The sequence below is a fragment of the Deinococcus sp. genome (assembly GCF_018260555.1).
Lineage (GTDB): Bacteria > Deinococcota > Deinococci > Deinococcales > Deinococcaceae > Deinococcus.
Genome location: NZ_JAGLBB010000042.1, coordinates 12,379 through 30,405, shown reverse-complemented (window position 1 = coordinate 30,405; position 18,027 = coordinate 12,379). Strand labels below are relative to the sequence as shown.

Here is an 18,027-nt window from a genome sequence, read left to right as displayed (position 1 = left end):
CGCCGCGAGCAGGCGCGGGCGCGCCACCGCGCCGCGCACCGCCGGCAGCCGCGTGCGCCGCGCGGACGTCAGGTCCCGCCAGTGAAGGGTCACGCCGCGAAATCTACCGCATGTGCCGGCCAGCCGCGCCCCATCTGGAGGCCGTCGGGCCCACCGGGAACCTGGCCCGGCACCCGGCCCGGCACCGGGTTGCCCGGAGTCCGGCTCATACGGACTCCGATTGAAGGGGCTGCAAAGGCCCTTCAATCCGAGCGGATGCGGCTCGTAGAGCTGCCCCGCAGAGTAAGAGAGAAACGGGTTCCGCGCGTGGAGCTGGCAACCCGGCGCGTGGGCGGGTTGTCAGCGAAACAGACGGAATCCGTATCACAGCGCCAGGTACGCCTCGCGTACCGCCGGGTCGGCCAGCAGCGCCGCGCCCGTGCCCTCGTTGACGACCTGCCCGTTCTCCAGCACGTACGCCCGGTGCGCCAGTTTCAGGCTCAGGTTCACGTTCTGCTCGACCAGCACGACCGTCACGCCCCGCCCGTTCACGGCCTTCAACGCCCCGAACACCGTCTGCGTCATCAGGGGCGACAGGCCCAGGCTGGGTTCGTCCACGATCAGGACGCTGGGACGGGCCATCAGCGCGCGGCCCACCGCGACCATCTGCTGCTCGCCGCCGGACAGCGTGCCCGCCAGCTGTCCCGAACGCTCCTGAAGTCGCGGGAACAGGGCGTACACCTCGCCCAGCGTCCCGGCGGCGTGGGCGCGCGCCGGGGCACTCATGGCCGCGCCCAGCTCCAGGTTCTCACGCACTGTCATGTGCGCGAACAGCTCGCGGCCCTCCGGCACGTGCCCCAGGCCCAGCGCGACCGCCTGACTGGGCGAGGCCCGCGTGATGTCCACGCCGCCCAGCGTGATGCGGCCCGCCGTGGGCTTCACCACGCCGCTCACGGCCCGCAGCGTGGTCGTCTTGCCCGCCCCGTTCGCGCCGATCACGGCCACGAACTCGCCCGGCGCGGCGTGCAGGCTCACGTCCCACAGCACCTGCACCTTCCCGTACCCGGCAGCCAGACCCTCGATCCTCAGTTCCTGCCCCACGTCGTTCGCTGCGGGGGTCGTCCGATTCAGTGTGTCCGTCATGCCGGATTCATCCGATTCCCGGGCCTCCGGAACCCCATCGCAAGCCCGTCCATCTCCTGAAGTCCGTTCATCATTGCTTCTCCCTCCGGTCGGGTTCGTCTCCGGCTCACCGCAATTCTTTTCATGCGTGCAGTCCCTCTTCCGTGCCCAGGTAGGCGCTCACCACGCGCGGGTCGGCCGTCACCTCGCGGTACGTGCCCTGCGCCAGCACCTGCCCCTGGTCCATCACGACCACCCGGTCGGCCAGATCCCGCACGACCGGCATGATGTGCTCGATGAACAGCACGCTCACGCCGCTGTCCCTCACGCCGCGCACCAGCGCGACCGCCTCCTGCGCCTCGCCGGGACGCAGGCCCGCCATCACCTCGTCCAGCAGCAGCACGCTGGGCTGGGTCGCCACGGCGCGCGCCACCTCCAGCCGCTTGTCCTGTAGCAACGTCAGTTCATGCGCGGCCTTGTCGGCGTGCGCGGCCAGCCCGGTGCGTTCCAGCAGCGCCCACGCCCGCTCGCGCGCCTTCGGCAGGCGCTGACCGGGCTTGCCGAACAGCGCGCCCACCGTGACGTTCTCGTGCACGGTCATCTCCGGGAAGGGCCGCACGATCTGGAACGCGCGGCCCAGCCCGGCGTGACAGCGGGCCTCCATGGGCAGGTCCGTCACGTCGCGGCCCCCCAGGTGCAGCCGCCCTGCCGACGGGCGGTACACGCCGGACAGCAGGTTCAGCAGCGTCGTCTTGCCCGCGCCGTTCGGCCCGATCACCGCCAGGATCTCGCCCTGATGGTGCGTGAACGACACGTCCTGCACGGCTTTCAGGCCCCCGAAGCGCTTGGAGAGTCCCTCGGCGCGCAGCACCTCCACGCCCTGCGGAGTGGGGGAGAGGGCGCCCCCGGTAGTCGTCGCGGCCGTCACAGGTCACCTCCATGTTTCTTGTTGCGGCGCAGGCCCATCAGGCCGCGCGGGAGCCACAGGATGCTCAGCATCAGCACCAGCCCGTACACCACCAGATAGCCGTTCTTCACGCTGTTGTGCAGCAGTTCCTCGGCCACGCGCAGCACGCCCGCGCCCAGCACCGGCCCCAGCGTCGTGTACAGCCCCCCGAAGATCGAGGTGGTCAGCGGCGCGATGGAGTTCGCCAGACTGAACGTCTCCAGCGGGTTGATGAAGAACGTCTTCCCGGCGTACAGCACGCCCGCCAGCGCCGCCAGCGACGAGCTGATGAAGAACGCCAGCAGCTTGAAGCGCACGATGCTGACTCCCAGCACCCGTGCCGTCTCCTCGCCCTGCCGGATCGCCGCGAACGCGAAGTGCAGCCGCGTCAGGCGCACCGCCAGACTGACGAGCACCGTGAAGGCCAGCAGGCCCCACGCCAGCGCGTACTGCGCGCGGCTGTTCCCCCCCAGCAGCGCGGGTACGAGCAGGCCCGTCGCGCCGCCCGCCACGCTCTCGGGCAGGTTCTGGATGATCGTGCGGACCACCTCCGTGAAGGCCAGCGTGGCGATCGCGAAGTACATGCCGCTCAGGCGCATGGTGACCGCGCCCAGGATCAGGCTCGCGCCGCCTGCCAGCAACGCCGCGACTGGCATGGCCAGCGCCCACGGTAGCCCCGCTTTCAGCAGCAGCGCGTACCCGTACGCGCCCAGCCCGTAGAACGCCGCGTGCGCGAGGCTCACCTGCCCGCTGCGCGCCAGGATGTCCCACGACAGCGCCATGATGCCCGCCACCAGCGTGAAGAACGCAATCTGCAGCAGGAACTCCGCGCGACTTCCCAGCGGCAGGAACGGAAACAGCGCCGCCAGCGCCAGGAACGCCAGCAGCGGCAGCGCGGCTCCCAGCGTCAACTCACGGCGCGGCGCGGCGCGCACGGGCGTTCCCCCCTCGACGTTGCGGGCACTCACCGGGCACCCCGGTACGAGCGCAGCACCAGCGTCCCGAAGATCATCAGGAAGAACACCGCATCACTCCAGCCGCCGCCACCCGGCACGTACGTCTGCACCAGCGCCTCGCTGACGCCCAGCAGCGCGGATGCCCACAGCACGCCCGTCAGGTTCCCCAGGCCCGCCATCACGATGATCGCGAAGGCCTTCAGCGCGAACACCAGCCCCACGGTCGGCGACGCGAAGAGCAGCACGCTCACCAGTACGCCCGCCACGGCCGCCAGCGCGCAACTCACGCTGAAGGCGATCAGGTACACGCGGTCCACGTCAATGCCGATCAGCTGCGCGCCCCGGCGGTTCTGCGCGACCGCCCGCATCTGCCGCCCCAGCGTGGTGCGGTACAGCGTGAAGTACAGCGCGCCCAGCAGCGCGGCCGCCAGCCCGAACGCCAGCGCCTTCGGGCCGCCCACGCTCAGCTCGCCCAGTTGCAGACTGCTCGCCTGGTACGGCGTGCTGACCGTGCGGGTGTTCCCGCCCAGCAGCATCAGCGCCAGATTCTGAAGCAGGATGCCCAGCCCGAAGGTCAGGAGCATCTGGTTCAGTTCCGGGGCCAGCAGCACGTGCCGGATGCTCACGCGGTACGTCAGCGCCCCTACCCCGTACACCGCCACCGCGATCACCGGCAGGCTCAGCAGCGGGTCCACGCCCAGCAGCGCGCTGCCCGCCCACGCCAGGAACGCCCCGATCATCAGATACTCCCCGTGCGCGAAGTTCACGATGCCCACCACGCCCACCGCCAGCGCCAGCCCCGACGCGACCAGCGCGTACAGCCCGCTCTGCAGCAGGCCGTTCACCAGCGTCTGTGCAAATAAATCCATTCCACGTCCTCCTCTCTGCCTTCTCTGCTTCCTGAAGACGCCCGGTCGTCCAGAAAAATGCTCCGGGCTCCGGGCTGCCGGGAAACACGTCCCAGGCAGCTCACAGCCCAGAGCCCACTACCCAGGGCCCACCACTCAGGGCATTACTTGCCGTACACCATGGGTTTCTGCGCGAACTTGATCGGGAAGACCGGCACGCGCGCGTCCCCGAGGTACTGGAAGTGCAGCCAGTTTCCGGCCTTGAAGCCCTGGTACTTCGTTTTCAGACTGGGGCTGAAGGTCAGCTGCCCGAACGGCGTGGAAACGTTGGTTTTGGCCATCTCGGCGGCGACCTTGGCCTTGTCGGTCGTGCCGGCGGCGTTGATCGCGGCGGCCAGCGTCTTGAGGTTCACGTACGCCAGCGGCGCGAAGTACTCGTCGGTGACGGTGCCGTACTTCTTGCGGTACGCGGCGACGAAGGTGCGGCTGTCCTTGTTGGGGCTGCTGGACAGCCACAGGCTCAGGCCTGCGACGTTGTCGGCCAGTTTGTTCTTCTCGAAACCGACGGGCCAGCTGGGGGGCGTGCCGTACAGCAGGCCCAGTTGCAGGTTCTGCTGCCGGATCTCGGTCGCCAGGGGCAGGGCGTCGGTGTCGTACCCGACCCAGTACAGGATGTCGGGCTTGGCGGCCTTGGCCTTGCTGACCAGCGGCCCGAAGTTGCCGCTGCCGGTCTTGAACTTCTCGGTCAGGACGACGTTGAACCCGGCCTTCCTGAAGGCGTCCACGGTCGCGTCGATGCCCGCGCTGCCGAAGGGGCCGTCCTCGTACGCGATGGCAATGTTCTTGGCCTTCTTGTACGTCTTGAGGTACTTGAAGTACCCGAGGATCGCCTCGAAGTTGTAGTACGACCAGGGGTGGTAGTGGAAGAAGTACGGGTGGTCCGCGAAGGCGTCCTCGACCGGCACGGCGGCCGCGCCGATCCAGGCCATGAAGGTGCCGTACTGCTTGGCGGGGCCGCTGATGGCGATGCTGGTGGCGCTGCTCACGCCGCCGGCCATGAAGTCCACCTTCTCGACCGTCACGAGCTTCACGAATTCCGGCACGGCCTTGGCGGGCGCGCTGCCGTCATCGGCGAATTCCAGTTCCAGCGGTTTGCCGAGCACGCCGCCCGCCCGGTTGATCTCGTCCAGCGCCAGCTGGTATCCGTTCTTCGCGGCCTGCCCGGACACGCTGCCGCCCCCGCTCAGGGGAAGCAGTACGCCGACCTTCACCGCGCCCGCGCCGGACAGCGCGAGCAGAACGCCCGTCATCAGAAGTGTTTTCATGTTCGCCCGGCAGTGTAGGACCAGCGCGTCACAGGTGCGTTACAACGACCCCCGGTGCGGCCTGTAACCGGCGAGTGACGCCGCCCCCCTACCCTGAACCGCGATGCGAGACAGTCAGTGGACCTGGACGCCCGGCGACTCCCCCGGAGCCTGTGAACTGCGCGGCGCGCTGCCCGTGCGCGGCGTGAGCGTGCCGCTGCGCCTGGGCGGGCGCGCCTGGGGCACCCTGAACGCGGCGCACGACAACGCCGTGCTGGTCTGCCACCACTACACCGGCACCATGCGCGCCGCCGGCACGAACCCGGACGGCACGCCCGGCTGGTGGGACACCCTGATCGGACCGGGACGGGCGCTGGACACCGACCGTTACCACGTGGTGTGCGTGAACACCCCCGGCAACGTGCAGGCCCGCGACGCCGGGGTGCTGACCACCGGCCCCGCCACGCCCCACCCAGACGGGCAGCCGTGGGGCGTGCGGTTCCCGGCCTGGACGATGGCGGACCTGCACGCCGCGCAGTGCGGCCTGCTGCGTGCCCTGAACGCCCCGCACTGGCACGCGGTGGTCGGCCCCAGCTTCGGGGGGATGCAGGCGCTGCAGTGGGCGGCCCGCGCCCCGGCGCTGGCGCCGCGCGTGGCGGCCGTGGCGACCAGCCCGGTCGCCGGGCCGGTGCTGCGCGGCGTGTTCGGCCCGCTGCTGCGCGCCGCTGCCGGCAGCCGCGACGGCCTGCACGAGACGCTGCGCCTGATCACCTTCTTCGGGCTGGGCGCCGACGGCCTGGACCTGCTGTTCCGGGACGGGGACGTGGACACCTACCTGCGCACCCGCACCGCGACCGCCGACCTGAGTCACGTGCTGGACATTGGCCGGGCCGTGCAGACCCACGACCTGCGGGAGGTCGCCCCGCTGGACGACCTGTGCCGCCGCTGGCGCGAGCACGGCACGCGGCTGCTCAGCGTGAACGTGCGCGGCGACCAGTTCTTCCCCGCCGCCGAGATGCGAGACTTCGCCGCACAGACGCGGGCGGCGGGCGTGGCGCACACCCACCTGGAATTCGACTCGCCGCGCGGGCACCTGGGCGCCCTGACCGACACCGACGCTTTTGCGGACGCCCTGCGCGACCTGCTGGGCACGGCGCCGATGCCGCCCGCACTGGACGCGGCGGAGGTCCGGCATGCCTGACGAAGGCAGGAACCGGACCCTGGTGGCCCTGCACGGCAATTTCGCCTCGGCCCGCTGGTGGGTGGACCTGCGGGCCGATCCGCCGTCCGGGTGGCGGGTGCTGGCCCCGGACCTGCCGGGCTTCGCGGGCACGCCCCACGCGGGGCCGGTCTCGATCGCCAGGTACGCCGACTGGCTTCAGGAGTGGCTGCGCATGCAGGAGGTCACGCGGCCCGTGCTGCTGGGGCACTCGCTGGGCGGCGCGGTGGCGCTGGAGGTCGCCGCGCGTAATCCGCAGGCCCTATCGGGGCTGGTCCTGGCGGCCAGTGCGCCTCTGAACGGACTGGTCACGCCGGAGGAGAACTACCCGGTGCTGGAACTGCTGCGCTCCACCCCGGCCCTCCTGGCGGCCAGCCTGGGGGCGCTGTTTGGGTCGCGCCGCCCCGCGAACTTCCTGGATCTGCTGGCAGACGGGGCGAACATGGCCGAGTCGCACGACAGCGGGAACGCCCGCGCGCTGGCTGCGTGGGGGGTGGACCCCGCGCGGCTGGCCGCATTGCCGAGCCTGGTGCTGGGCGGCGAACTGGACCCGCTGATCACACCGGACATGGTGTGTGCACAGGCGGCGGCGCTGAATGTGGAGGCCACGGTCCTGCCCGGGCGGGGGCACGGCTTCCCGCAGGAGGACCCGGCTGCCTTCCGCGCGCTGCTGGCCGGTTTCCTGAGAACCCTGCACACTCCCTAACGACCGTTCGTTCTACACTGGAGCCCATATGAACAAGGTGTACTCCGACGCCCACGCGGCGCTTTCCGACATCGTGGCCGACGGTCAGACCATCGCCGTGGGTGGTTTCGGCCTGTGCGGCATCCCCGAGCAACTCATCCTGGCGCTGCGCGACACTGGCGCGCAGCACCTGACGGCCGTCAGCAATAACGCCGGGGTGGACGACTGGGGCCTGGGCCTGCTGCTCCAGACCCGCCAGATCCGCCGCATGATCAGCTCCTACGTCGGTGGGAACAAGGAGTTCGAACGCCAGTACCTCGCCGGGGAACTCGAACTGGAATTCACGCCGCAGGGCACCCTCGCCGAGCGGATGCGCGCCGGAGGAGCGGGCATCCCCGGCTTCTACACGAAGACCGGCGTGGGAACCCTGGTCGCCGAGGGCAAGGAACACAAGGAGTTCGGGGGCCAGACGTACATCCTGGAACACGGGATCGTGGCGGACGTGGCGCTGGTCAAGGCGTGGAAGGCGGACCCGTCGGGAAATCTGGTGTACCGCAAGACCGCGCGGAACTTTAACCCGATGGTGGCGACCTGCGGCCGGATCACCGTGGCAGAGGTCGAGGAGATCGTGGAGGTCGGTCAGATCGACCCGGACCGGATCGACACGCCGGGCATCTACGTGCAGCGGGTGGTGCTGAATGCCACGCCCGAGAAACGCATCGAACAGCGCACCGTCCGCGCCAGTTAAGAACGCAGCACTTAAGGGTGCGAGATTCCGTAGCAGCGCCGGACCAACTGCATTCCCAGTACTGCATTCCCAGTGCAGCGGTCGTTCCTCGGTCCTCGCGCGGCCCGGTTGAATTGCACGGACTCCGATTGGTTCTGTGCAGTTCCGAATCAATCCGAGCGGATGCGAGTAGGAAACAAACGGAACGCGTATGACAAGATCAGCTCGACTTACCTACAGGGATTCCAGGCGAAGGTTGAGCAGCAACCGTTCAAGCCGGTCAAAGGCGTGAAGGAGCGAAAAAGCCTTCAGGGACGGAGTTGCCGACCCCGTGTGTTTCCGGGTGGCCGACGAAACAGCCGCAGTCGGCATCACCTGTAGCCGCTCTGTGACACTCGCCGGGCATGCTGACCTCATGCGCGCCAGGTGTCGGAGATGTCCCTGCCCCCCGTTCGGACCGCTTGACAGGCACGGCCTGTGCGCCGCAAGCTGCTCCTGACTTCACAATCCAATCCCGACCGACCCCTAGGAGGTCACCCATGCCCTGGACCCGAGACGAGATGGCTGCCCGCGCGGCCCGCGAACTGCAAGATGGCTACTACGTGAACCTGGGTATCGGCCTGCCTACCCTGGTCGCCAACCACATTCCCCAGGGCGTCAGCGTGATGCTGCAAAGTGAAAACGGCCTGCTGGGGATCGGCCCGTTCCCCACCGAGGACGAGGTGGACCCGGACCTGATCAACGCCGGGAAGCAGACCGTCACGGCCATGCCGGGTGCCAGTTTCTTTTCCAGCGCGGACAGTTTCGCCATGATCCGGGGCGGGCACGTGAACCTCGCGGTCCTGGGGGCCATGCAGGTCAGCGAGCGGGGCGACCTGGCGAACTGGATGATTCCGGGCAAGATGGTCAAGGGCATGGGCGGCGCGATGGATCTCGTGGCGGGCGTGCAGCGCGTGGTGGTCCTGATGGAGCACGTGGCCAGGGGCGACGCGCACAAGATCGTGCGTGAGTGCGACCTGCCGCTGACCGGGCAGAGCGTCGTCGACCGGATCATCACGGACCTGGGTGTGCTCGATGTGACCCCAGGCGGCCTGAAGCTGGTGGAACTCGCGCCCGGCGTCACGCTGGACGAGTTGCAGGCGAAGACCGGCGCGGCTGTTCACACCTGAACCGACCTTCTGTGCCCCCCGCGACCTGCCCGGCGCGGGGGGTCTGTCTAGAATCCCACCACAACCTAACGACCGTTTGTTAGACTGTGGGCAACAATGACACAGCCAGACACCAGCGCCCCCCCGGCGCCGCCCACCCGTAGCGCGTGGCAGGACGCCCTGGAGCGCCTGGCGACCGACCGCCTGACCGTTCACGCTGGTGGCGGTGCCAAAGCCCAGCAGCGCCAGCACGACAAGAACCGTCTGACCGCCCGTGAACGCATCCGCCAGCTCCTCGACGACGGCACGCCCTTCGACGAACTCATGACCTTCGCGGGCTGGGAGATGTACGCCGACGTTGGCGGGTGCCCGTCGGGCGGCACCGTCACCGGCATCGGCACCATCCAGGGCCGCCCGTGGATGATCATCGCCAACGACGCCACCGTGAAGGCCGGCGCGTTCTTTCCGATCACCGCCAAGAAGGTCATCCGGGCGCAGACCATCGCGCTGGAAAACCACCTGCCGGTCGTGTACCTCGTGGACAGCGCTGGGGTGTACCTGCCCATGCAAGACGAGATCTTCCCGGATCAGGACGACTTCGGGCGCGTGTTCTACCTGAACGCCCGCATGAGCGCGCGCGGCATCCCGCAGATCGCCGCGATCATGGGCAACTGCGTGGCGGGCGGCGCGTACCTGCCGGTCATGTGCGACACCCTGATCATGACCGAAGGCTCGGGCCTGTACCTCGCCGGGCCAGCACTCGTGAAGGCCGCCATCGGGCAGGTCGTGGACAGCGAGGACCTCGGCGGGGCCAGCATGCACGCTGGCATCGCGGGCACCGTGGACTACAAGGAACCCGACGACGCCGCTGCCCTCAGGCGCGTGCGCGCGCTGGCCGACCTGTACGCGCAGGGAGAAAGCGCCCCCTTCGCCAGGCGCCGCCGCGAAACGCTGCCCGCCCCGGAACGCGACCTGACCGACCTGGTCGGTTTCGACGGCAGCAAGACCTACGACGTGCGCGACCTAATCGCCGCCCTGGTCGATGCTGGCCCGGAAGGCGAGCCCAGCTTTCAAGAGTTCAAACCCGAGTACGGCGAGACCATCGTGTGCGGCTTCGCCCGCGCCGGGGGCTACCCCGTGGCGTTCGTGGCGAACCAGCGGACCGTCATCAAGAAGAAACTCAAGGCGGGCGGCGAACCCGGCCTGCGCACCCGCATCGAGGTCGGGGGCGTCATCTACGGCGACAGCGCCGACAAGGCCGCCCGCTTCATCATGGACGCCAACCAGGCGGGCGTGCCCCTGGTGTTCCTGAGTGACGTGACCGGCTTCATGGTGGGCCGGGACAGCGAACAGGAAGGCATCATCCGGCGCGGCGCGAAACTCGTGAATGCCGTGTCCAACTCCGTCGTGCCCAAGATCACCATCATCACCGGCGGCTCTTTCGGCGCCGGGAACTACGCCATGAACGGCAAGGCCTACGCTCCGCGCTTCCTGTTCGCTTGGCCCAGCGCCAAGTACGCCGTCATGAGCGGCAACGCCGCCGCCAAGACCCTCATGGACATCCAGCTCGCCGCGCTGAAACGCGCCGGTCGTGAGCCCGACGACGAGGACATCCTGCGCCTCTACGACGAGGTCAAGAGCAAGTACGACACTGAACTCGACCCCCGTTACGCCGCCGCCCGCCTGTGGGTGGACGAGATCATCCCCCCCCACAGCACCCGCGAGCGCCTGATCCGCGCCCTCGACGCCTGCGCCCAGAACCCCCACCAGGAGGAATTCCGCGTCGGCGTGTTCCAGGTGTGAAGCCGTTAATGGTTGAAGGTTGATGGTCGAAAGATCACCCCCTTCCTCCATCACCTATCAACCCCTCCAAAGGAGCCCCCCATGACCAGCACCCTGCACCGCCCTGACGCCAGCAATCCGAACACGCAACCCCTGAACGACGAGCAGCGCACGATCATCAGCGCCCTGAAGAGCTTCCTGAAGAACAAGGTGGAACCCGGCGCGGCCGAACGTGACCAGACGGGCGAGTTCCCCACGCAGCTCGTGCGAGAGCTCGGCGAGATGGGCATCATGGGCGCGCAGACGCCCGAGGAATACGGCGGCGCCGGACTGGACACGGCGACGTTCGCGCAGATCATCGAGGAGATCGCCGCCGTGGACGGCAGCCTGTGCCTGACCGTGGCGAGCCACAACAGCCTGTGCCAGGGCCACCTATTGATCGGCGGGACCGACGCGCAGAAGCGGAAATTCCTGCCCACCCTGGCGAGTGCTGAGCGCCTGGGCGCGTGGGGCCTGACCGAGCCCGGCAGCGGCTCAGATAGCGGCGGCATGCAGAGCAACGCCCGGGAGCAGCCGGACGGCAGCTGGATCCTGAACGGCAGCAAGAACTTCATCACGCAGGGCAGCGTGGGCGGCACGTACGTGATCCTGGCCCGCACGGACCCCGCCCGCCCCGGCAAGGGCAAGAACGACGGCATCAGCGCGTTCGTGTTCAACCGCGACGAGGTGCAAGGCTTCTCGATAGGCCGCAAGGAAGACAAACTGGGCCTGCGCTCCAGTGACACCGCCCAGCTGATCTTCGAGGACATTCACCTGCCCGCAGACGCCCTGCTGGGCGAGCGCGGGAACGCCTTCAAGGACGTCATGAAAGTCCTCGACGGCGGGCGCGTCGGCATCGCCGCCATGGGCCTCGGCCTGGGCCGCGCCGCGTTCGAGTACGCCACGCGCTACACGCTCGGCCGCGAGCAGTTCGGTAAACCCATCGCCACCAACCAGAACATCAGCTTCCGCCTCGCCGACATGGACACCAAACTGGAAGCCGCGCGCCTCCTGATCCGCAAGGCCGCCGACCTCAAGGACGCCGGGATGAACTTCACCGTCCCGGTCGCCCGCGCCAAACTGTACGCCACCACCGTCGGCGTGGAAGCCTGTGACGAGGCCATTCAGATGCTCGGCGGGTACGGCTACATCAAGGAATACCCCGTGGAACGCATGTGGCGCGACAACCGCCTGACCCGCATCGGCGAAGGCACCGACGAGGTGCAGCGCCTTGTGATCAGCCGCGACGTCCTCAACCGCTTCGCGGACTGAACGGAGGGGCAGAGGAGGGGCCGTGGGTCAGTCCTCCGGCTCTTACAGCTTTTCCAGGAACTCGTCGTAGAGGAACGCGATCTGATCCGAGAAACCGTACCCGAAAGCGTCGGCATTCTTCACGAGCCGTTCGAGCCGCTTGAACGGAATGTCCTTGGCGTCGAGGGCCGCCGCTCTCTTCAGGGCGTTCTCGAAGACGCCCTTCATGCTGGCGTAGGTATTCTCCGGCCAGTCGCCGTACACGTGCAGGCACATCACTCCCGCCTCCACGTAGCGCATTTCGGCGTCGAGCGCGTCGGCGGGCGCGGCGACTTTCAGGTACGCGGTCAGGGCTTTTTTCGCCCCGCCGACCTTTATGGTGGGAAGGCGGCCGGATGTGCGGAACGCCTTCTCCAGCTCGGCGTCCAGCCGGTCGAGCAGCCCGCTGTGGTCGCCCTCCAGCAGCGCGGCCAGCTGGCGTTTGTTGTCGGCGCTGGCACGGTACAGAGGTACGAGGACCTCGCGGAGTTCGGGAGCGTCCATATCACCGAGCGTCTGGCGGAGCTGCCTGAGGGTCAGGGCCGTGGGATCAGCCTACCCGGCGCCCATTCCGGCGATCAGGATGCGGCGTAAGTCCCGAACTTCCTGAAAGAAGGGCAGTTGAAGGGAATGCATGCAGCAGTGTCGCATGCAGTGTGCACCCGTACTGACCGGACTGCGTCGTCACTGGCAGGCGGTTGTCAGAATCTGGCAGGTACGTGCGTGGGGGGCCGCCTGTGCTACGGCCGGGACGTTTGTCTGGCGTGCGTGCAGCACGGTGCGGCGGGTGTGAGTCCGGGGTGTGAACTTATCGTAAGCTTCGTGCCATCTCTGTCAGGCTTTGGTCTTTACACTGGGAGGCATGAAGGGCCTGCGTGAATTTGTTGACTGGCTCCGCGAGGTGCTGAAAGGCAGCCTGCAACCACAGCCGGTGCCGATCCCCGTGCGCGTGCGTGACCGGCGCTAGGGGCACTGCTTTTCCCGTCATCTTCCCGCCCACCCACTGTTTCCGGGGTGGGCGTTCGTTTGCCGTCCGGGGCGTGGTTCTGGTGGTCTGCGGGTGCGCTTGACCGTGTGTGTGGCGCAGCGCGGATGTGCCCGGGTGTGGGGGCGCTATTGTGCAGGGCGTGGCTGACGGCGATCACGGCATGAGCGAACTGCGCGCACTGGTTTCAGCGCGGCCTGCGGCAGAAGTAGAAGGAATTGAGAAGGCCTACGCATTCGCGCTCGACGCGCACGCGGGCGTGAACCGCAAGAGTGGCGAGCCGTACATTACGCACCCGGTGGCGGTCGCGCTCATTCTGGCGCGGCTGGGCATGGATACCGACAGCATCATGGCCGGACTGCTGCACGACACGGTCGAGGACGTGGATTACGTGACGTTCGGCATGATCGAGCAGCAGTTCGGGACGGACGTGCGCCGCATCGTGGAGGGAGAGACGAAGGTCAGCAAACTCTCCAAGCAGGGTTCTCAGTCGGCCGAGGTGAGTGACGCCGGGCGGGACATGCAGGCCGAGAACCTGCGGCAGATGCTGATCGCCATGACCGGGGACATCCGCATCATCGTGGTGAAGCTTGCCGACCGGCTGCACAACATGCGCACGCTGGGCAGCATGAAACCCGAGAAGCAGCAGCGGATCGCTCGGGAGACCATGGATATTTTTGCGCCGCTCGCGCACCGGCTGGGGATCGGGCAGATCAAGTGGGAACTCGAGGACCTGAGTTTCCGGTACCTTCAACCCGACGAGTACGAGTACCTGCAGTCGCGTCTGCGGACCCGGCAGGAGGAACGCGACGCGCTCATCACCCGCGCCGTTAAAGACCTTCAGGAGGCCCTGGAGGACGATCTGGAGTTGCCCGAGTGGGTATCAGACATTGACATTGCCGGGCGCAGCAAACACCTGTGGAGCATTCACACCAAGATGCAGCGGGAAGGCAAGGCGCTCGAGCAGATTTTTGACCTGCTGGCCATCCGCGTCATGTTGACCCCCCGTGAGCTGGTCGTGCCGCCCGGAACGGACGACGTGCGCCGGGAGCGGGCCGAAGCGACCCGCGAGAAGCGCATCTGCTACCACACCGTCAGCATCGTGCATTCCATGTGGACGCCGCTGCCGGGCCGCTTCAAGGATTACATCGCGGTGCCCAAACCGAACGGGTACCAGTCGCTGCACACGACCGTGATCAGCCAGAGTGGCCAGCCGATCGAGGTGCAGATCCGCTCGCGGCGCATGCATGAGGTCGCGGAGTACGGCGTGGCCGCCCACTGGATGTACAAGCAGGGCAACCAGCTGGCGCAAAAAGACCGCGAGAACTGGATCTCGCAGCTGCGGGAGTTGCAGAACGAGATCAACGACGCCTCGGATTACATGGACGCCGTGAAGACCGACATCCTTTCTCAGCGGGTGCGGGTGTTCACGCCCAAGGGCCTGGCGATCAGCCTGCCGTCCGGCAGCACCCCCGTGGATTTCGCGTATCACATTCACACCCGCATCGGCGAGACGACCGTGGGCGCGCGCGTGAACGGCAGCATCGTGCCGCTCTCGTACCGGCTGGGAAACGGCGACATGGTCGAGATCGTGACCAGCAAGAACGGCCACCCCAGCAAGGACTGGCTGAACTTCACCGTGACCCGCAGCGCCCGCGCGAAGGTCCGGCATCACTTCCGCATGCAGGAACGCGACGAGGCGCTGCAACGCGGGCACGACCTGCTCGAACGCTACCTGCGCAAACGGCAGCTGGCGGTGCGGCAACTGATGCGCACCAAACTGCTTGAGGACGCCACCCAGAAACTGCTGGGCACCCGCAACCCGGACGACCTGTACCTGGCGCTGCACGCCGGGAAGCTCACGCCCAGCGTGGTGGGGCGCGTCCTGTCACCTCAACTGGCGCAGGAGCAGGCCCCGGCGCGGCGCGTGCCGACCCCACGCGTCCCCGAACCTGGCGGCGTGTTCGTGGAGGGGTTTACTACCACCACCAAACTGAGTCAGTGTTGCAACCCCATCCGGGGCGATCAGGTCATGGGATACCTGACGCGCGGACGTGGCGTCAGCGTGCACCGCATCGACTGCCCGAACATGATCCGCCTGCTCAAAGACGAACCGGAACGCTGCGTGGCAGCCAGCTGGGACGCCGGAACGCCCGGCACCACCCTGGTGGACCTGGACGTGATCGGCCCGGACCGTGCGGGCCTGCTGGCAGACGTGCTGGGCATCCTGGCACGCGAGAAGCGCAGCCCAACCCGGGTGGAGGCCGTGGTGGGCATGGAGGAGGTCGCCGTGATTCACCTGCGCCTGCCGGTGCTGGGCAACAGCGACCTGGAGAACATGCGGCGCGTGATCATGCAGGTCGAGGGGGTGGACGACGTGATCCGCGTGGGCGGCCGCAAGCGCAACGGGGCCAGTGCCTGACGGACCGAGCTGGCGGACGTGCCTGTCCACCTCGCCCAGTCAACTCCATCCGCACCCCGCCTAAGGGTGGCATCGAGGGCGTTCAGTACACTGCGTTGATCTTGTAGATCAACCGCGCGGAGCGCGGAGCAGAAGAAAGTCCGTTGGAGCGGGAATGGAGAGGTTCCGGTGCTTTCCCGGCAGGGCGCCATGTGAGCTACAAGGTACCTAGACCTGAGCGGACCCGCGGGCGAACAGGAGAGAAACGGGCTTGGGAGGCGGCAGCGGCCACCCGCCGCACTGCTGAGCGGTGAACGATACGACACAGCCGGCAGTCCATATGCGTTACGTCGCCCGCCACAGAGACCTTTCCCGTCTGGTCAATGCTCTAGACTGCGCGGAATGCCGTCAATCCAGACCGTTCAAGCCTGCCCGGTGCGGAGCAGCGCGTGACGCTGACCCTGCTGCCGGACCTGGGGGACCTGCTCAGGCTGCAACCCCAGTTCAACGCGGGCACGGTCGTGGAGGCCCTGCGCTTCTTGGGGGTGAGCACGGTTGTGTGGGGGAGCGGCACGGACCCGGACCACCCGCTTCGGGACGCGTTGCCTGCTGCCCGCGTGGAGATCACGGACGGTCTGGTCGGGGACTGGGCCTGGGCGGATGCCGAGCACACCCAATTGCAGGACTTTTTGCAACAGTTCCCTCAGGGCCGTGAGCGCCTGCGGGCCGCCGCGCAGGCCGAGTCGGTTCTGGCGCAACTCGTCACGGCCCCCCTGCCTCTGACGCGAGCCTGCCACCCGGACGTGCTGGCCGGGGTGCAACAGGCCGTGCAGGGGCTGCGCGAGGCGCTGGATGAGGGACCGGGCACCCGCTGGCGTCTGCGGCGCCTCACGGAACTGGCAGCCCGCCTCGGGGACACGCGGGGTGTCCTGATTGTCCCGCTGGACGACCTGCCTGACCTGCTGAACCTGCTGCCCGGCGCGGCCCTCCCCGACCTGAGCGGGTTCCAGCCAGGTGAAACCAGTCGCCTGCGGGCCCTGGCTGACCGGGCGTGGCAGTTGAACGACGACGACGACCTGAGCGGGCTTCTCGACAGCCTGAACCGCGAGGCAGGGGACGCCGTGACGCCCCGCCCCGAACTGGACGCCGCCGCTGCCGGCATTCACCTCGCGGTGGGTGACCTGGGCACCGCCCGCACCCTGCTGGAACGCGCCGCGCACGGACTGACCGACGATCAACCCCGCAGCCTGCCGGGCCTGACCCTGGCGCGACTGGGGCAGGTGCGGGACGCGCAGGGCGACCGGGAACTCGCGCAGCGCACCTACCGCGCCGCGCTGGCCCTGCGCTACGCGCCGCTGGTGGCCCGCGAAGCGGCGCAGGCCGGACTGGACACGCCGTTCGCATTGACCCTCAGCTGAGCGGCCAGCCGTTTATCATACGGACTAAGTACCTTGAAGCTCACATTGCGCCATGCCGGGAAAGCACCGGAACCTCTCCATTCCCGATCCAACGTACGTTCTTCTGCTCCGCGCTCCGCGCGGTTTATGGACAAGATAAACGCAGTGTACTCAGATCCACTGAGCGCCGCTCCCGCTCGAGACTAACTGCGATTGCTTCAGTTCAGTCCCGATCGAGTCCGGGTCCATGCAGATAGGAACAATAGACGCCAGGGGAATGGAGCGCAGGCCGTATCCGCAGGGGTGAAGTTACCGGCAAGCAGAGCATGTGTGGAGCGGCGCAGATAGTGTGAATTCGCTCTATGTGAGAGGCCGAAACCCGCGCTCAAGCTCTCATAAACGCTGCCTTGGTTCGCCCATCATCGTGCAGATCTGAGTGGGACCTAGGCTGTTCTCGTTGCACAAACCGGCTGCGCCCTGACCTGTCAGGAACGGAACGCTGGGCCTCGCGGCTCCCGCTCCCATGCCAGTAGCAGACGGAACTGCCACACATCATCCCCATTCAGGAGGCACCACCATGAACAACGAAACTGTCCTCGGTAAACTTCAGTACCTGCTCGGCACGCTGCGCGACGGTGAGAAAGGCTTCGCTGACGCCGCTGAGCACGCAACCGATCCCAAGCTCAAGTCGCTGTTCAATGAACGGAGCGCCCAGCGTCAGCAGCTTGCCGCCGAGGTCGAGCAGAAGATCGCCGCCCTTGGTGATACGCCTCGCCAGGGTGGGAGCGTTGGGGCCGCGCTGCACCGCACCTGGCTGAACGTCCGCGACGCCGTCACGGGCCGTGACGATTACGCCGTGGTCGCGGAAGCGGAACGCGGTGAGGACGTGGCGGTCGAGAACTACCAGGATGTGCTTAAAGAGACCGACCTGCCCGCCGAGATCCGCACCTTCGTGGAAGGGCAGTTCAGCCGCGTGAAGGCCAGCCACGACCAGATCCGCGACCTGAAGCACAGCATGCAGGCCAGCTAAAGGCTTCTGGCGAAAAGGGCAGGCAAGCCCTTTAGCCTGGATCCCCGGAGAGCGGCTTCGGCCCGTGACTTCGGCAGAGCAGCGGCACAGGTCATTTGTGGGACTGTGCCGCTGCTCTGCCGATAGGGGCGCCCTGCTTTTGCTCGTGGTCATATGCGTTTGTAGCTGT

At 67.7% G+C, this 18,027-nt stretch carries 15 protein-coding genes; 9 read left to right on the top strand and 6 right to left on the bottom strand.

Annotation, left to right across the window (positions count from 1 at the left end):
- Nucleotides 1–363: 363 nt before the first annotated feature.
- The 5 genes from QZ271_RS09475 to QZ271_RS09455 form a co-directional block, all read right to left on the bottom strand.
- Nucleotides 364–1,122 carry an ABC transporter ATP-binding protein gene (locus QZ271_RS09475; RefSeq protein WP_291430837.1) on the bottom strand — a complete coding sequence of 253 codons (759 nt, stop codon included), beginning with the start codon at nucleotides 1,120–1,122 and terminating at the stop codon, nucleotides 364–366.
- 121 nt (nucleotides 1,123–1,243) lie between these two features.
- Nucleotides 1,244–2,029: an ABC transporter ATP-binding protein gene (locus tag QZ271_RS09470; protein ID WP_291430835.1), complete on the bottom strand. Its 786-nt coding sequence runs from the start codon at nucleotides 2,027–2,029 to the stop codon at nucleotides 1,244–1,246.
- Nucleotides 2,026–3,015: a branched-chain amino acid ABC transporter permease gene (locus QZ271_RS09465; protein WP_291430833.1), complete on the bottom strand. Its 990-nt coding sequence runs from the start codon at nucleotides 3,013–3,015 to the stop codon at nucleotides 2,026–2,028. Before QZ271_RS09465 ends, QZ271_RS09470 begins: the two co-directional genes overlap by 4 nt.
- A complete protein-coding gene (locus QZ271_RS09460; protein ID WP_078303401.1) occupies nucleotides 3,012–3,872 on the bottom strand; it encodes a branched-chain amino acid ABC transporter permease in 861 nt (286 codons plus the stop codon). Before QZ271_RS09460 ends, QZ271_RS09465 begins: the two co-directional genes overlap by 4 nt.
- Before the next feature lie 143 nt (nucleotides 3,873–4,015).
- Complete coding sequence (locus QZ271_RS09455; protein ID WP_291430829.1) at nucleotides 4,016–5,176, bottom strand: ABC transporter substrate-binding protein; 1,161 nt, start codon at nucleotides 5,174–5,176, stop codon at nucleotides 4,016–4,018.
- Nucleotides 5,177–5,279: 103 nt separating this feature from the next.
- On the opposite strand from QZ271_RS09455, the gene QZ271_RS09450 reads away from it, so the two are divergent.
- The 6 genes from QZ271_RS09450 (at nucleotide 5,280) to QZ271_RS09425 (ending at nucleotide 12,027) form a co-directional block, all read left to right on the top strand.
- On the top strand, nucleotides 5,280–6,356 hold the full coding sequence (locus tag QZ271_RS09450; RefSeq protein WP_291430827.1) for an alpha/beta fold hydrolase: 1,077 nt from the start codon (nucleotides 5,280–5,282) through the stop codon (nucleotides 6,354–6,356).
- On the top strand, nucleotides 6,349–7,080 hold the full coding sequence (locus tag QZ271_RS09445; RefSeq protein WP_291430826.1) for an alpha/beta hydrolase: 732 nt from the start codon (nucleotides 6,349–6,351) through the stop codon (nucleotides 7,078–7,080). Before QZ271_RS09450 ends, QZ271_RS09445 begins: the two co-directional genes overlap by 8 nt.
- 28 nt (nucleotides 7,081–7,108) lie before the next feature.
- The gene (locus QZ271_RS09440; protein WP_291430824.1) at nucleotides 7,109–7,807 is read left to right on the top strand and encodes a CoA transferase subunit A; all 699 of its coding nucleotides are present in this window, start codon (nucleotides 7,109–7,111) and stop codon (nucleotides 7,805–7,807) included.
- A 518-nt stretch (nucleotides 7,808–8,325) separates the two neighbouring features.
- Nucleotides 8,326–8,955 carry a CoA transferase subunit B gene (locus QZ271_RS09435; RefSeq protein ID WP_291430823.1) on the top strand — a complete coding sequence of 210 codons (630 nt, stop codon included), beginning with the start codon at nucleotides 8,326–8,328 and terminating at the stop codon, nucleotides 8,953–8,955.
- A gap of 96 nt (nucleotides 8,956–9,051) precedes the next feature.
- Entirely contained in the window at nucleotides 9,052–10,737 is a 1,686-nt protein-coding gene (locus tag QZ271_RS09430; protein WP_291430821.1) for an acyl-CoA carboxylase subunit beta, read from the top strand.
- An 81-nt stretch (nucleotides 10,738–10,818) separates the two neighbouring features.
- On the top strand, nucleotides 10,819–12,027 hold the full coding sequence (locus QZ271_RS09425; protein WP_291430819.1) for an acyl-CoA dehydrogenase family protein: 1,209 nt from the start codon (nucleotides 10,819–10,821) through the stop codon (nucleotides 12,025–12,027).
- A gap of 42 nt (nucleotides 12,028–12,069) precedes the next feature.
- Here the strand turns inward: QZ271_RS09425 and QZ271_RS09420 are convergent, their stop codons facing one another.
- A complete protein-coding gene (locus tag QZ271_RS09420) occupies nucleotides 12,070–12,549 on the bottom strand; it encodes a hypothetical protein (protein WP_291430817.1) in 480 nt (159 codons plus the stop codon).
- Between the two features lie 644 nt (nucleotides 12,550–13,193).
- Here QZ271_RS09420 and QZ271_RS09415 point away from each other — a divergent pair.
- The 3 genes from QZ271_RS09415 to QZ271_RS09405 all read left to right on the top strand — a co-directional run bounded on the left by QZ271_RS09415 (nucleotide 13,194) and on the right by QZ271_RS09405 (nucleotide 17,858).
- Entirely contained in the window at nucleotides 13,194–15,452 is a 2,259-nt protein-coding gene (locus QZ271_RS09415; protein WP_291430843.1) for a bifunctional (p)ppGpp synthetase/guanosine-3',5'-bis(diphosphate) 3'-pyrophosphohydrolase, read from the top strand.
- 428 nt (nucleotides 15,453–15,880) lie between these two features.
- Nucleotides 15,881–16,849: a hypothetical protein gene (locus QZ271_RS09410; RefSeq protein ID WP_291430815.1), complete on the top strand. Its 969-nt coding sequence runs from the start codon at nucleotides 15,881–15,883 to the stop codon at nucleotides 16,847–16,849.
- A 556-nt stretch (nucleotides 16,850–17,405) separates the two neighbouring features.
- The gene (locus QZ271_RS09405) at nucleotides 17,406–17,858 is read left to right on the top strand and encodes a PA2169 family four-helix-bundle protein (protein ID WP_291430812.1); all 453 of its coding nucleotides are present in this window, start codon (nucleotides 17,406–17,408) and stop codon (nucleotides 17,856–17,858) included.
- Nucleotides 17,859–18,027 lie beyond the last annotated feature (169 nt).

Bases quoted from the DNA above. Each gene is read 5' to 3' on its own strand.
- QZ271_RS09475 (WP_291430837.1), bottom strand. From the start codon at position 1,122: ATGACGGACACACTGAATCGGACGACCCCCGCAGCGAACGACGTGGGG.
- QZ271_RS09460 (WP_078303401.1), bottom strand. From the start codon at position 3,872: ATGGATTTATTTGCACAGACGCTGGTGAACGGCCTGCTGCAGAGCGGG.
- QZ271_RS09455 (WP_291430829.1), bottom strand. From the start codon at position 5,176: ATGAAAACACTTCTGATGACGGGCGTTCTGCTCGCGCTGTCCGGCGCG.
- QZ271_RS09450 (WP_291430827.1), top strand. From the start codon at position 5,280: ATGCGAGACAGTCAGTGGACCTGGACGCCCGGCGACTCCCCCGGAGCC.
- QZ271_RS09445 (WP_291430826.1), top strand. From the start codon at position 6,349: ATGCCTGACGAAGGCAGGAACCGGACCCTGGTGGCCCTGCACGGCAAT.
- QZ271_RS09440 (WP_291430824.1), top strand. From the start codon at position 7,109: ATGAACAAGGTGTACTCCGACGCCCACGCGGCGCTTTCCGACATCGTG.
- QZ271_RS09435 (WP_291430823.1), top strand. From the start codon at position 8,326: ATGCCCTGGACCCGAGACGAGATGGCTGCCCGCGCGGCCCGCGAACTG.
- QZ271_RS09430 (WP_291430821.1), top strand. From the start codon at position 9,052: ATGACACAGCCAGACACCAGCGCCCCCCCGGCGCCGCCCACCCGTAGC.
- QZ271_RS09425 (WP_291430819.1), top strand. From the start codon at position 10,819: ATGACCAGCACCCTGCACCGCCCTGACGCCAGCAATCCGAACACGCAA.
- QZ271_RS09420 (WP_291430817.1), bottom strand. From the start codon at position 12,549: ATGGACGCTCCCGAACTCCGCGAGGTCCTCGTACCTCTGTACCGTGCC.
- QZ271_RS09415 (WP_291430843.1), top strand. From the start codon at position 13,194: ATGAGCGAACTGCGCGCACTGGTTTCAGCGCGGCCTGCGGCAGAAGTA.
- QZ271_RS09405 (WP_291430812.1), top strand. From the start codon at position 17,406: ATGAACAACGAAACTGTCCTCGGTAAACTTCAGTACCTGCTCGGCACG.